The 12,710-nt window shown below is 60.0% G+C and carries 14 protein-coding genes; 4 read left to right on the top strand and 10 right to left on the bottom strand.

Annotated elements, in window-relative coordinates:
- Nucleotides 1-170: 170 nt before the first annotated feature.
- A complete protein-coding gene (locus ACM6IM_RS03855; protein WP_201190150.1) occupies nt 171-503 on the top strand; it encodes a type II toxin-antitoxin system HigB family toxin in 333 nt (110 codons plus the stop codon).
- Nucleotides 500-1,135: a helix-turn-helix domain-containing protein gene (locus ACM6IM_RS03860; protein ID WP_414864232.1), complete on the top strand. Its 636-nt coding sequence runs from the start codon at nt 500-502 to the stop codon at nt 1,133-1,135. The genes ACM6IM_RS03855 and ACM6IM_RS03860 overlap by 4 nt, the downstream gene beginning before the upstream one ends.
- Before the next feature lie 5 nt (nt 1,136-1,140).
- Here ACM6IM_RS03860 and ACM6IM_RS03865 read toward each other — a convergent pair whose 3' ends face one another.
- On the bottom strand, nt 1,141-1,785 hold the full coding sequence (locus ACM6IM_RS03865) for a TetR/AcrR family transcriptional regulator (RefSeq protein ID WP_414864233.1): 645 nt from the start codon (nt 1,783-1,785) through the stop codon (nt 1,141-1,143).
- 107 nt (nt 1,786-1,892) lie between these two features.
- On the opposite strand from ACM6IM_RS03865, the gene ACM6IM_RS03870 reads away from it, so the two are divergent.
- A complete protein-coding gene (locus ACM6IM_RS03870) occupies nt 1,893-3,098 on the top strand; it encodes an MFS transporter (RefSeq protein ID WP_414864234.1) in 1,206 nt (401 codons plus the stop codon).
- Nucleotides 3,099-3,228: 130 nt separating this feature from the next.
- Here ACM6IM_RS03870 and ACM6IM_RS03875 read toward each other — a convergent pair whose 3' ends face one another.
- The 4 genes from ACM6IM_RS03875 to ACM6IM_RS03890 form a co-directional block, all read right to left on the bottom strand.
- A complete protein-coding gene (locus ACM6IM_RS03875; protein ID WP_414864235.1) occupies nt 3,229-4,509 on the bottom strand; it encodes a TRAP transporter large permease in 1,281 nt (426 codons plus the stop codon).
- Nucleotides 4,510-5,127: a TRAP transporter small permease subunit gene (locus ACM6IM_RS03880; protein ID WP_414864236.1), complete on the bottom strand. Its 618-nt coding sequence runs from the start codon at nt 5,125-5,127 to the stop codon at nt 4,510-4,512. It lies immediately after the preceding gene.
- A 66-nt stretch (nt 5,128-5,193) separates the two neighbouring features.
- Nucleotides 5,194-6,249, bottom strand: coding sequence for a TRAP transporter substrate-binding protein (locus tag ACM6IM_RS03885; protein ID WP_414864237.1), 1,056 nt, complete (start codon nt 6,247-6,249; stop codon nt 5,194-5,196).
- 71 nt (nt 6,250-6,320) lie between these two features.
- On the bottom strand, nt 6,321-6,992 hold the full coding sequence (locus tag ACM6IM_RS03890) for an RraA family protein (RefSeq protein WP_414864238.1): 672 nt from the start codon (nt 6,990-6,992) through the stop codon (nt 6,321-6,323).
- A gap of 112 nt (nt 6,993-7,104) precedes the next feature.
- On the opposite strand from ACM6IM_RS03890, the gene ACM6IM_RS03895 reads away from it, so the two are divergent.
- Nucleotides 7,105-8,004, top strand: a complete 900-nt coding sequence (locus ACM6IM_RS03895) for a LysR family transcriptional regulator (protein ID WP_414864239.1) — start codon at nt 7,105-7,107, stop codon at nt 8,002-8,004.
- A gap of 84 nt (nt 8,005-8,088) precedes the next feature.
- Here ACM6IM_RS03895 and ACM6IM_RS03900 read toward each other — a convergent pair whose 3' ends face one another.
- From ACM6IM_RS03900 to ACM6IM_RS03920, 5 genes are all read right to left on the bottom strand, one after another.
- On the bottom strand, nt 8,089-8,889 hold the full coding sequence (locus tag ACM6IM_RS03900; RefSeq protein ID WP_414864240.1) for an HpcH/HpaI aldolase family protein: 801 nt from the start codon (nt 8,887-8,889) through the stop codon (nt 8,089-8,091).
- Nucleotides 8,890-8,926: 37 nt separating this feature from the next.
- Entirely contained in the window at nt 8,927-9,730 is an 804-nt protein-coding gene (locus ACM6IM_RS03905; RefSeq protein WP_192303332.1) for a carbon-nitrogen hydrolase family protein, read from the bottom strand.
- Nucleotides 9,731-9,811: 81 nt separating this feature from the next.
- A complete protein-coding gene (locus tag ACM6IM_RS03910; RefSeq protein WP_414864241.1) occupies nt 9,812-10,810 on the bottom strand; it encodes a TRAP transporter substrate-binding protein in 999 nt (332 codons plus the stop codon).
- Between the two features lie 25 nt (nt 10,811-10,835).
- The gene (locus ACM6IM_RS03915; RefSeq protein ID WP_192303328.1) at nt 10,836-12,119 is read right to left on the bottom strand and encodes a TRAP transporter large permease subunit; all 1,284 of its coding nucleotides are present in this window, start codon (nt 12,117-12,119) and stop codon (nt 10,836-10,838) included.
- Nucleotides 12,119-12,625 (bottom strand): TRAP transporter small permease, encoded by a 507-nt coding sequence (locus tag ACM6IM_RS03920; protein ID WP_192303327.1) that lies wholly within the window; start codon nt 12,623-12,625, stop codon nt 12,119-12,121. Before ACM6IM_RS03920 ends, ACM6IM_RS03915 begins: the two co-directional genes overlap by 1 nt.
- Between the last annotated feature and the right edge of the window lie 85 nt (nt 12,626-12,710).

A 12,710-nucleotide genomic window follows, 5' to 3' on the forward strand; every position in this document is an offset into this window, starting at 1 on the left:
CAGGATACAGGTTGGCAGTGATGGAGGCAGGACAGCCCGCCAGCCCCGGATAAACTGTGAAGGGACGGGTTTTGCAGGCTGACCCGCATGACCCCAACCCATTGCTGCCGACGAATAGCAGTTGTTAAAAAACACAACTGGCGTAGCATCGGCCCAAGACAAGGACGCCCATGGATATACTCACGCCATCACGATTTGCCGACGCCGGGATCCTGTACCCGAACGACAAGGCCGGTCTTGATCGCTGCCTGCGCTTGCTGAAGGTGGCGCGGCCGCGACAGTTCTCGGACCTGCAAAGACTCTTCGGTGCCCACGGCGTCGACCTGTTCAAGCCGAGAGCTGCAATGAACTGGGTGGTGATCGACGTCGGCGGTAACGCTCTCAGGGTGATAGGCGGGGTCAACTACACCCGGCAGAAGTTCTACGTCAAACACGTCTACACGCATGCCGAGTACGACGTCGCCAACGTTTGGTATGCGCGAAACAAAGGGGTAAAACGATGAACCCAACCCGAGACGATTTTCAAAGCATGATCGCCACGCTCGGCGAATTGCACGCGGTCGTGGAGCGCCTGCGCGGTGAGTTTGTGCACGGCATCAAGACGCCCGCCGATTACGAGCGAGCCACCGGCCTGCTTGACGAGCTTACCGACGGACGTGAGCTGAGCAAGGTCGAGGAGAAGATTCTCGTCGAGCTGGAGGAAGAATTGCTGGCTTACCAGCGAGACTCCGAGCAGTTTCGCGATTCGAATGCTGTTTTCGAGGCCACGTGCACGCCTGTGCAATTGATCAAGGACCTCATGTCGACGCTCGGGCTCACCGGCTCCGACCTCCCCGAGATCGGCGATAAAACCGCCGTCTCCAAGGTGCTCGGTGGGGATCGCCCGATCAGTCACAAGATGGCGTACGCGCTGGCCGAGCGATTTGCGATGGAGCCAAGTGCTTTTCTCGCCTCGGCCCCTGCAAAGTCGACCGATAAAAAAACACCTCGCCCGGCGCTCGACAAAGCCTTGGATTCCTACCGCGCTCGTGGCAGTGCGCTGGCCGAATGCGCGCTGGAAGAGGGCAGCGGCGAATACAAAACCGCCGCTGCCAAAGGGCGCAGGCAAACAGGTAAAAACTCGGCCAAGGGCTAGGGCAACTATTCGCCTGAAGCGCCCCGGTCGATGCGTTCATCGATTCGCAAGCTGTCCCAGACCCCCATGATCTGCGTCACCGCCGCATCGAGCGTCGCATGCGGCACGCCATCGCGCGCCAGGGGCGAAAGCCCCAGCAGAAAGCTGTCGAACACCGTGGCCAATGCTTGTGGCTCGATCGTTGCCGGCAGTTCCTGCGAAGCCATTGCACGCTCGATACAGGCGACCATCCCCGCGCGGTTCAAGGCTCTTGCCTGTGAAAGTGGCTGTGAGATGACTCGGCTCTCGTCCGAACAACTGCTCATCATCCCCAAGGCCACCAGACAGCCCTTTGGGTGATCCTCTTCGCACTGCATTTGTGCTGAGCGCCGCAGGGTGAGTTCGATGGCCTCCCTGGGCGGCAGGGCAGTGTCGAACAGGCTTTCCGTCACCCTGCCATGGGTGCTCAGGTAGCGCTCCATCACCTCGCCGAACAGGGCTTGCTTGGAGCCGAAGGCAGCATAAAAGCTGGGGGCGGTAATGCCACCGCCGATATGGGCCTTGAGCTGGCTGAGCGAGGTGGCGTCATAGCCGTGCTCCCAGAACAAATGCATTGCCTGAGTGATTGCCACGTCACGGTCAAACGTGCGCGGACGTCCCATCTGTGCCATGAAAACCTCCTCTCCACTACATAAATACTAATCGATACATAAGTTGTTGACCAGCTGGTGTCTGGCTCCTATATTTGTACCGATCGATATATTAATTGGAGGTTCGGATGACTGAGGTAAAACAGCAAGGGGAAAGGCTGCCACTCGGGGCATTGCTGGCGCTGGCGATGACAGGATTCATCTGCATCGTCACGGAGACATTGCCCGCAGGTTTGCTGCCCGGGATCGGTACCGGTCTGGGCATCTCGCCGTCACTGGCAGGACAGATGGTGACAGTCTATGCATTGGGTTCGTTGTTGGCCGCGATTCCGCTGACCATTGCCACGCAGACCTGGCGGCGCCGCAGGGTCTTGCTGCTGACGATTGTCGGCTTCCTGGTGTTCAACTCCTTCACCGCGTTGTCCTCGAACTATTGGCTGACGCTGGTTGCCCGGTTCTTCGCCGGTGTTTCTGCAGGCCTGGCCTGGAGCCTGATTGCAGGCTATGCCCGACGCATGGTCAGCCCATCATTGCAGGGCCGGGCGCTGGCGGTAGCGATGGTCGGAACCCCTGTAGCCTTGTCGCTCGGTGTGCCGCTCGGCACCTGGCTGGGCGGGATCATGGGATGGCGCATGGCCTTTGGCGTGATGTCCGGTTTGACCCTGCTCCTGATCGCCTGGGTCTTGATCAAGGTGCCTGATTATCCGGGACAGTCATCCTCACAGCGCAAGGTCTTGCGTCAGGTGCTGTTCACCCCGGGCGTGCGTTCGGTGTTGGGCGTGGTGGTGACCTGGATGCTGGCACACAACATCCTTTACACCTACATTGCGCCTTTCGTTGCCACGGCCGGGCTGGCCGGTGACGTCGACCTGGTGCTGCTGGTGTTCGGCGTGGCGGCGTTGGCGGGGATCTGGATAACGGGCCGCCTGGTCGATCGGCATCTGCGCACGTCGGTGCTTGCCAGCCTCGCCACCTTTGCCGCCGTTTCGATTTTTTTCGGCTTTTTCTCAGGTTCTGCGGCCGCCATTTATGCCGGTGTCTTGATCTGGGGGCTGACCTTCGGCGGGGCCGCGACCCTTCTGCAAACTGCGCTGGCTGATGCTGCCGGAGAGGGCGCGGATGTGGCGCTCTCGATGAATGTGGTGGTGTGGAACAGCGCTATCGCCGCGGGTGGCCTGATGGGCGGTGTACTGCTCGACCAGTGGGGCGCAGGTTCCTTCCCCTGGGTGTTGATGTTGCTGCTGTTGGTCAGCCTGGCCATTGCCTCCCGAGCGCATGTGCACGGTTTTCCGCGAGGGGAGCGAAGGCACGGCCAGGTGGTCGTCGGGCATTGAGGCTCCAGTCATTCGACCGGCATCCAGTTCGAAAAGCGCTGGCGTGTTCTGCGTCGCATCCGTGAAGGGAAGGGACCGATGACGAGCCTGCCTTGGCTGGCCATCGGGACCTGACGGTGTTCAGCCATCCTCAGGCAACACTCGGCAGCCAGAGCGCAATTTGCGGAAACGCGATCAGCAGGGCGATCAAAAGCAGCAATACGACACAAAATGGCAGCGCGCCGTACACCACGTCGAGGAAGTTGCCCTTGTTACGGATGCTCTGCACCACGAACAGGTTCATGCCGAACGGCGGAGTGATCTGACCCATTTCGCAAAGAATGATGAGGATCACGCCGAACCACAGTGGATCGAAACCCAGCGCCACGATGACCGGCACCACCAGCGGTGCCGTGGTGATCAACATGGCCAGCGTATCCATGAAGCAGCCGAGGATGATGTAGAACAGGATGATGGCCAGCAGCGTGCCCATCGGCGACATGTTGAGGTCGGTCACGAAACTGACCAGGGTTGAGGTCAGCCCGATGGACGACAGCACGAAATTGAGGAAGAACGCCGACAGGGTGATGAACAGGATCATCCCGGTGGTGCGCAACGTGGATTCAAAGGCTTGTCTCAGGCTTTGCCAGGTGAAGGCACGTCGCCACAGCCCCAGAGAAAACGCTGCGATCACCCCTAGCGCCGCCGACTCACTGGCGGTCGCGAAGCCGCTGTAGATAGCGCCGACCACCAGCACGAAAATGGCCAAAGGGGGTAACAGGTCAGCGATGCTCTCCCGCCGTTCAGCCCAGGTGGCGTGTTCCTTTTTGCCGCCCAGTTCCGGTCGGAACAGGCAGGCGATGACGATCATCGCCATGAACATCAAGCTCAGCAGAATCCCCGGAATGGTCGCGGCCAAGTAGAGCTTGGGCACCGACAGGTTGGCGATCAGTGCGAATAGAATCATGTTGATCGACGGCGGAATCAAGATGCCAAGCGTGCCGCCAGCGGCAACCGAACCGAGGAACAGCGGCGCCGGGTAGCCTTTTCGCTCCTGCTCCGGCAGGGCCAGGGTCGAGATGGTGGCGGCGGTTGCCACGCTGGAGCCACTGGTTGCCGAAAACAATGCCGAGGCGCCGATGTTCGCGTTCATCAGGCCCCCCGGCAGCCACGAAAGCCACTTGGAGACCGCGCCATACATGCGCCCGGCAACGCCTGAGCACACCAGCAACTCGCCCATCAGGATGTAAAGCGGAATGGCCACCAGCAGGAACTCGGCACTGGTACTCCAGGCAATTTCGCCCATGGCGTTGCTCAGGGGCAGCGTCGAAAACAGCTCCGACAACGACATGCCCAGCAGGCCGACACTGACCGCTGCGGCCACGCTCAAGCCCAGCAGGAAGAGCAGTGTGAAGAGGGTAAAGACCAGCATTCAGTGTTCTCCATTGGCAGGGGAAGGCGTGAGCCCCGGCACGGGACGGTGGATTTCTTCCTGGATATCTTCTTCGACGGAATTGATGCCGATCAGACCGCTGATCGACGCCCATCGCTGTCGACGCAAACGGCTGAGGCTGGTGCAGGCCAGCACCACGATGGTCACGGCAAAGAACAGGTAGCCCGCCAGCCAGATGGATTGCGGCAGCCACAACGGGACCTGTAGCGGGGTGGTCGAGGTTGAGTGGAACTTGAGGGTGTTCCCCAGCACGCCGGATGCGTGGAACAGCAAGGTGCCGACGAACAGGGCCATACCGCCCAGGGCCAGCAGGTCCAGCCAGGCTCTGCTTTTCAGCGACAGGCGCGAGTAGAGGATATCGACGCGGATGTGGGAGCGTTTCAACAGGGCGATGGGAAAGGCCCAGGTGCTGACAATGGCCAGAACGTACCCGGCTATTTCATCGGCACCGCCCATGGATACGCCGATGGTTTTGCGCAGGATCAGGTCGACGCCGATCATCAACGCAGTGCCCATCAGTGCGACACCCCCGACCCAGGCGCTGAGCCGAGCGACGCTGTTCACAAACCTGATGGCAGAAGATTCGGTGGGTTTCATCAGCGGTAAGTCTCCGCAAACGGGGTGAGTTCAGGGCGCGCGGCAGGGTTCATCTCGCAAGCGCCATCAGGGTGTTTGCAGCTTCACGTCCAGGGCCGCACCGGCTGTGGCATTCCAGCGCTCGACGCACGGCACGCCACAGCGTTTGCCCCAGTTGTTGGCGATGGTCAGCACGGCATTTTGCAGAACCTGTCTTTCGGCGGGCGTCGGCGCGCGGGCCTGCATGTTTGCGGGTCGATGAATCTGGCAATCGGGCGCGCCGATGTTACAGGCCAGGGCCGAGCGGTTCTCTCGGGCGGTTTCTTCCCACAGCCGATCTTCCAGTACCCGGGATTGCTGTTCGAGCAGGCGTTGCACCGGCTCGGGCAGTGCCTGCCAGCGTTTCAGGCCGATGGCATAGAAACCGATCGACCAATCCACCGGCAGGTTATAGAGGTGGTTGGCGATGTCGTACCAACGGGCAGCATTGCCTGAGCCGATGCCCGATACCGCACAATCGATCACCCCGGTCTGCATCGCGGTCACCACCTCGGCGAATGGCAGCGTCATGGGGGCGCCACCGAGTGCCTTGACCATGTCGGACATGTTGCGTCCGCGCACGCGAATCTTGCGTCCCTTGAGGTCATCCAGTGACGTGATGGGCTCACGGCAGAAAAACACTTGCGCCGTATAGGGGACAGTCGCCAGCAGCTTGACGCCATGACGCTCGGCCATGCGTTCGGCCAATACCGGTTTGAAAGCTGTCGAGACTCGACGGGCGGTTTCGATATCGACCGCCATGCCCGGCAGGTCGATGCCTTCGAAAAACGGGTCATCGCCAGCGACGAACGCGAAAACCCCCATGCCGATTTCAACCGCGCCGGCGCGGATCAGGCGCACCATCTCTGCACCTTTGAGGCCGCTTTCGGACAGGCCCCTGACGCTGGCCGTCAGCATCCCGCCAGAACTGGCGGGCAGCGTGGTGTTCCAGAACGGTTTCTCCACGGCGCGGTAGGTGTAGTTGTGACTGCCACCACCGATCACATTGAAGTGGGTCGGTGGCACGGTGTCCGCCAGGGCGGCGGGCCCGATCAGGCCACTGAGCATGGCGACGATCCAGGGCGCAATCTGATGCGGTTTCATGCTAGTCCTTTTATTGTTTAGAGCAGGCTACATGGCAGAAACGGAAAGCACTGAAGCGGATGTTTTATTGTTCAGGACCGACCATGGATGGCGGCGTCGATGATCGCCCTGGAGCCCACGACGTCCGGGAATTTCTCGCCGTTGGCCAGGCGCGCCAGGGTGGTTTTTTCCCGCTCCTGAAATTCGATGGCCCGTCGTGCCAGGGTGAGCACCTGCCCCGGGGTGATCACCACGATGCCGTTTTCATCGGCGACCACGGCGTCCCCGGGATTTACCACGACACCGCCACACTGGATCGTCGTACAGAATTCGCCTTCTTCGCCCTTGACCCGGGTGGTAATGGCGCTCGCGCCCCAGGACCAGACGGGGACACCGTAGGCGCGCAGTTCACCCAGGTCAGTGACGAAACCGTCGATGACGATCCCGGCAATTCCAGCCTGTTTGGCGGCGTAGGCCATGGCCCCACCCATGGCGGCGGTGACCCGTTCGCCGCAGCGATCCACGATAAGGAAGTCCCCGGGCCTGGCGCAGCCCATGGCGTGATGCAGGATACCGCCGTCGGCACCTGGCATTCTCACGGTGATCGCCGTGCCCACCGCCCTGACATCCTGCAAGTGCGCTTTTATATTGCTGCTTACAATGCCTTGGGTTATGAAGTGGCCAATGGTTGCCGGTTCTGCCGCGAGAAGAACTTCAAGTTCTTCCGTGGCGATTTGCTGTGGTAGTTCCTGGATAATATACATGCCGGAATTGACTTGTCCTGGAGGAATGTCTGTTACATTGAGTCCATCCTAACAAGCGTGTTTTTTACGGGATAATAAAAATAAACGACTCAGTGGCGGGACAATTTTTATCATGAGAATTACCTTGATGCAGATCGAGGCTTTCTATTGGACGGCCCGATTGGGAGGGGTGCATGCCGCCTCTCGACACCTTCACCTGACCCAGCCGGCCATTTCCTCTCGCATCCGGGAGATGGAGTCCTTGCTGAGCGTGAAGCTTTTTGACCGCAGCAAGCAGCGCATGACCATCACCGCCGACGGATTGATTGCCCTGCAACATGCGGAGTTGGCGCTGAACAACAGCATCCGGCTGGAGCAGTTTGCCGCTAAACAAAAGCAGAATCGCCGGTTGCGTGTGGGCGCCGACGAGTGTTCAGCCATGGTCGGGTTGACAGCGGTCATTGCCGAGATCAAGGCGCACTTCCCTGAAATCACCCTGGAAATCACCATTGACGTAGGGGCCGAGCTCAATCGCAAGCTCAATGATCACGAGCTGGATCTGGCGCTGCTGACCAATCCAATGACGCGGGATGAAGTGACCGATATCTTTCTGGGCTGGATGACTTTTCAGTGGGTGGCGGCCGCGCACCTGGATATCGAAGGGGATTCGTTTCTGCCGGAGCAGGCGTGTGCCTATCCGATCGTGACGCATTCGGCACCTTCGACCTTGTATTCCGTGGTGGAGCGGTGGCTGAAAGAGGGTGGCGGGGTGTCCGAGGCTTTCCATTCCAGCAACTCCCTGGCCTTTATCGCCAAGATGATATCGGCCGGGCATGCCATCGGTATTCTTCCCGTTCCATTGATACGGGATATGTTGGCCGTTGATTTGCTCAAAGTATTACCGTGCAATCCACCGATAGAACCGGCTCGATTCTGTTTGTCTTATTTAACGGAAAGACCCGATGTCGAACTGGAGCAGTTAGTTGCACTGACGCGAGCAACTTTAATGCGACAGAATTTCCTGGTAAGTTGATGTTCGCGCTGGAAGTAAAAGCCGAAGCAAGTTAATTGATCGGCTATTACCTGTTCCATTTACCTGTGTCTGTCGGGAAACCGCTCAGGGGGCCTGAACGCTCTTCTGGATGGCAGCGATCTGTTGTCCCGCCTGGTTGAGCCAGGACAGATCACTGCCCATCAGCAACATGTCACTGCCCATTTCCAGAAGACGCCTCGCTGTTTCGGTGTCGGCCGGGAAGCAGGGCACCATGACCTGAATCGAACGCGCATGGCATTTCTCGATCAGCAGCGCCAGGCGGTCGCGAACTTCGGGATTGCCCAGTCGATAGTCCACCGGCAACTGGCGAGACAGCGAGTAATCGGCGGGACCGAAATGCACGGCATCGATGCCGTCGACATCGAGGATTTCGTCGATGTTGTCGAAGAACTCGTAGCTTTCGGCCATTGGCACAATGACGCTGCGGGCGTTTTCCTCCTGGGTGTACCGGGCCCAGTCGAAGCCCGGTCCGGCATGGTTCGCGGAGCGGACCGAACTGTCGCCCCCACGGCGTCCGAACGGCGGAAACTTGCTGTAGCGCACAATATCGCGCATTTGTGCAGCGTTGTGGACCTGCGGAACGATGATCCCCGAAGCGCCCATTTCCAGCGACTTGCGGATGTCCCACTCGAGGGTGCCGCGCACGCGAACCAAGCCATGGATGCCCGCGTAGTGAGCAGCCAGAATCAGTTTCTCCATGTCTTTGTCGACACCCAGCGCCGTGTGCTCGGCATCGATGAAGACAAAGTCCAGGCCCCAGTTTCCCGCCACTTCGATGGCCATGCCGGCGGTGCTGTAGATGTTCATTCCGAACGTCGGACCCTTGGCCATCCGATCCTTCAATGAGCTGATCTTGTTGTGCATTGCAATTACCTGAAAGCGTGAGGATTGGCTGTCGCCATCAGAGGCGATAGGTCTCTGGCAGGCGGTCGCGGAAGGGGTGGATCTCGAACACGCCCGGGTCGCGGATCAACGACTTGTTGCGCGCCTTCTCCAGGTCGATCTCGACGCTGAACACACCGTCTTCTTCGCCTGCCCGCGTCAGGGTTTTGCCCGAGGGTTCGATGATGTGGCTCATGCCGATAAACTGCATGCCACCGTCCATGTCATTACGGTTGGGCGCCACGAAATAGACGATATTTTCGGCCGCGCGCACGGTGCTGAAAATGTCTGGCAGCATGCGTGCCTGCTCAGGCCAGGCAGCGGGCAGCACGACGATGTCGGCGCCTTCCAGGGCCAGGGTGCGGATGACCTCGGGGAATCGGATTTCGTAGCAGATCGCCAGGCCGATGCGACCGATGTCGGTCTCGAATACCGGTGCGGTCCATTCGTCCGGGCGGTCGGTGAAGCGATCGCCGATCATGAACGGCAAATGGCGCTTGCGGTGCAGGCCAACGATGCCTTTGGGGCCGATCAGCGCAGCGGTATTGAAAATCGAGTCGGCGTGTCTTTCGTAAAAGCCCACGACCAGGTAGATCCCGGTTTCTGCCGTGACCTTCAGCAGGGGAGCGAGTGCATCGACGCTGATGGCGCTTTTTTCAAGGTCTTCACGGCTGTCGAAGGCACCACCGGTCAACAGGCATTCGGCAAACGCGATCAGGCGCGACCCTTCACTGGCGGCCTGACGGGTGAGCCCGGCAACTTTTTCGATGGTTTGCGCCGGGTTGCCGGCAACCGGGTGGATCTGTGCGACGGAAATTTTCATGAAACAGGTTCCTCTTGATGGGTAGGCAGGCGGCTGCCACAGGTCGCAGCCAGCCCTGGCCGGCTGCGTGACTGGCTGGGGTCACTCCGGTACGTAGTCCACGGCCTGGTAGACTTTCTTGACCAGTTCGGGATTGATCTGCGCCGCGTACTTTTCGATCACCGGGCGGATTTTCTGCTGGATTCGCGCGACCTCTTCGGGGGGCAGTTCGTTGACTTTCATGCCGGAACTCCCGAGTTCGGCAATCGCCTGGCTGTCGGCCTCGCGGGAAATCCTGCGCTGCTCAAGGCGCACTTCCATCGCGACCTCGGTCAGCAACGCTTTCTCGTCCTCATTGAGTGTGTCCCAGAAGGGTTTGCTGATCAGGACGATCTGCGGGTTGTAGTTGTGGTGCGTCAGGCTCAGGAACTTCTGCACTTCATTGAATTTGGAGGCGAGGATCAGTGCCGCCGGGTTTTCCTGGCCATCCACGGTGCCGGTCTCGAGGGCGGTATGCACTTCGGTGAAGGGCAGGGGCGTGGGGTTGGCGCCGAGTGCCGACCACACATCAAGGAACAGCGGGGACTGCTGTGCGCGAATCTTCAGGCCGGCGATGTCTTCCAGCTTCTGCACGGGCCGTACATTGTTGGTCAGGTTGCGTACGCCCAACTCCCAAAATGCCAGGCCGACCAGGTTTTTCTGCGGCAACTGGTCGATCAGCATCTTGCCGACTTCGCCATCGAGCATGGCGTCGACCTTGGCGGTGTCGGTGTAGATGAAGGGGAAATCGAGAATGCCGAAATCGGTCACGTGATTGAGCATCAGCCCGGCATTCCAGGTCATCATTTCCACCACGCCGCCCTGCAACGACGACAGCACCTGTACGTCGCCCCCGAGCACGCCGTTGGGGAAGGTGCGAACCTTGATCTTGCCGCCGCTGCGTTCGTTGATTTTCTTGGCAAACAGCTCCATGCCGATGGCCGGTGGCGTGCCTTTCGGGCTGGTTGCCGCGAACTTGAGGGTGCGGCTGTTGTACTCGGCGGCGAAACTCAGGCTGCTGGCCAGCAGCAGGGCAGCCAATACGGTCAGACGTGTCTTCATGGTCATTCCTGTTCTTGTTGGAGTTTTAGTGGGCGAACCATTGGGCGGGGACGGTGACCAGATCGGGGAACATCACCAGCAGGAACAGCACGATGATTTCAGCGATCAGGAACGGGAAGGTCCCCTTGAGCAGCGCCTCGTAGCGCATCTTGCCGATGCCGCACACCACGTTGAGCACCGTGCCCACGGGCGGCGTTATCAGGCCGATGGAGCAATTGATCATGAACAGCACACCGAAGTAGATCGGGTCGATGTTCGCTGCGGTGACCACGGGCACGAGGATCGGCGCCAGGAGCAGGATGGTGGGGGTCAGGTCCATGACCATGGAGATCACCAGGATCAGCAGCATCAACACCACGATCAGCAGTTTCGGGTTGTCCATGACCGGCTGAATGAGGTCGATGATTTGCCCCGGGATATCGGCAATGGTGATCATCCAGGCCGGTATCGAAGCGGCGGCGACCAGGAACATCACGGCGGCGGTGGTCTTGCCGGCGCGCAGCAACAGTTCACCGAGGGATTTGAGGCTCAGTTCGCGGTAGATCAGCGACGACACCAGCAACGCATAGACGCTCGCCACGGCACCGGCTTCGGTCGGCGTCACCACGCCGAAGCGCAGGCCGGCGACGATAATCACCGGCAACATCAACGCCCAGGTGCTGTCGACGAAGGCTTTCATGCGTGTCTTGCCGGACGCCTTGGGGCTCAGTTGCACATCGTTGTCCCGACGCGACACCAGCCACCAGGCGACGACCAGCGCCAGGGCGATCATCAACCCCGGGGCGATGCCTGCCAGGAACAGCTTGGTGATCGACAGGCCCGAAGCGACCCCCAGGACCACAAAGCCGATGCTCGGTGGAATGATCGAGCCCAGCACCGACACCGAAGCGATCAGGCCGCCGGAGCGGTTACGGTTGTAACCGGCAATCACCATCATCGGCAGCAGCAGCGCCGTCAGCGACGCGGCGTCGGCCAATGCCGAACCGGACAGGCTGGACAGCAGGACGCCGGCGAAAATGGTGACGTAGCCGAGGCCGCCACGCAGGTGACCGACCAGGGAAATGGCCAGGTTGATGATGCGCTTGGACAGACCGCCGCTGTTCATGACCTCGCCGGCAATGATGAACAGGGGAATGGCCAGCAGCGGGAAACTGCCCGCCGAGTTAATGATGTTCTGCGCGATGATCTGGCCGTCGAACAGCCCGAGCAGCCACATCAGTGCCACGCCGCAGAGGATCAGTGCATAGGCGATCGGAACGCCGATGAGGATGGCGGCCATGAGCACGCCGACAAATACGCCCAGGGCCATTACTTGAGTACCCCATGTGTGGTGGAAGGCAGCTGCTCGCCCGTCGCAGTGGTCAGGTGTTTGAACAGTTGAACGCACAACAGAAGGCTGCTCAGGATCGAAAACACCAGGCCGGCACCATAGAACAGGCCCATGGAAATGCCTGTGGAAGGGGCGCCCACATTCAGGTTGATCAGTGTCTGTTTCCAACTGCCCTGGAGGAACAGCCAGGTGGCGAACAGCATGACCAGGTAAGTCAGGGTCAGCAGGTGTCTGGCGACTTTGGCCGAGACACGGCTGGTCAGGATATCGACGCCGATATGACCGTTCTCATGCAGCATGAGTTGAGAGCCGGCGAAGACCAGCCAGACGAATGCCAGCCGGGAAATTTCTTCGCTGAAGAACAGACCGGAGTTGAAGCCATAACGCAGAACGACGTTGGTGAAGATCAACCCGGTAATGCACACCAGGCAGGCCACGATCAGTGTTTTGAGCGCCAGGAAATAGAGATTCAGGAATGAGTTCATGAGGCGTGCACCCGGTTGACGAAGTGCAGGGGAATCGTTGGGTGCAATGGCCCGCTGAACCGCCAGGAGCGCGCTGCAATCAAAT

The organism is Pseudomonas sp. IT-P12, from assembly GCF_949767465.1.
Lineage (GTDB): Bacteria > Pseudomonadota > Gammaproteobacteria > Pseudomonadales > Pseudomonadaceae > Aquipseudomonas.

Excerpts from the sequence above, each read along its gene's own strand:
- ACM6IM_RS03895 (WP_414864239.1), top strand. The coding sequence starts at position 7,105 with ATGAGAATTACCTTGATGCAGATCGAGGCTTTCTATTGGACGGCCCGA.
- ACM6IM_RS03875 (WP_414864235.1), bottom strand. The coding sequence starts at position 4,509 with ATGCTGGTCTTTACCCTCTTCACACTGCTCTTCCTGCTGGGCTTGAGC.
- ACM6IM_RS03915 (WP_192303328.1), bottom strand. The coding sequence starts at position 12,119 with ATGGCCCTGGGCGTATTTGTCGGCGTGCTCATGGCCGCCATCCTCATC.
- ACM6IM_RS03870 (WP_414864234.1), top strand. The coding sequence starts at position 1,893 with ATGACTGAGGTAAAACAGCAAGGGGAAAGGCTGCCACTCGGGGCATTG.
- ACM6IM_RS03885 (WP_414864237.1), bottom strand. The coding sequence starts at position 6,249 with ATGAAACCGCATCAGATTGCGCCCTGGATCGTCGCCATGCTCAGTGGC.
- ACM6IM_RS03890 (WP_414864238.1), bottom strand. The coding sequence starts at position 6,992 with ATGTATATTATCCAGGAACTACCACAGCAAATCGCCACGGAAGAACTT.
- ACM6IM_RS03865 (WP_414864233.1), bottom strand. The coding sequence starts at position 1,785 with ATGGCACAGATGGGACGTCCGCGCACGTTTGACCGTGACGTGGCAATC.
- ACM6IM_RS03900 (WP_414864240.1), bottom strand. The coding sequence starts at position 8,889 with ATGCACAACAAGATCAGCTCATTGAAGGATCGGATGGCCAAGGGTCCG.
- ACM6IM_RS03860 (WP_414864232.1), top strand. The coding sequence starts at position 500 with ATGAACCCAACCCGAGACGATTTTCAAAGCATGATCGCCACGCTCGGC.
- ACM6IM_RS03910 (WP_414864241.1), bottom strand. The coding sequence starts at position 10,810 with ATGAAGACACGTCTGACCGTATTGGCTGCCCTGCTGCTGGCCAGCAGC.
- ACM6IM_RS03905 (WP_192303332.1), bottom strand. The coding sequence starts at position 9,730 with ATGAAAATTTCCGTCGCACAGATCCACCCGGTTGCCGGCAACCCGGCG.
- ACM6IM_RS03920 (WP_192303327.1), bottom strand. The coding sequence starts at position 12,625 with ATGAACTCATTCCTGAATCTCTATTTCCTGGCGCTCAAAACACTGATC.
- ACM6IM_RS03855 (WP_201190150.1), top strand. The coding sequence starts at position 171 with ATGGATATACTCACGCCATCACGATTTGCCGACGCCGGGATCCTGTAC.
- ACM6IM_RS03880 (WP_414864236.1), bottom strand. The coding sequence starts at position 5,127 with ATGAAACCCACCGAATCTTCTGCCATCAGGTTTGTGAACAGCGTCGCT.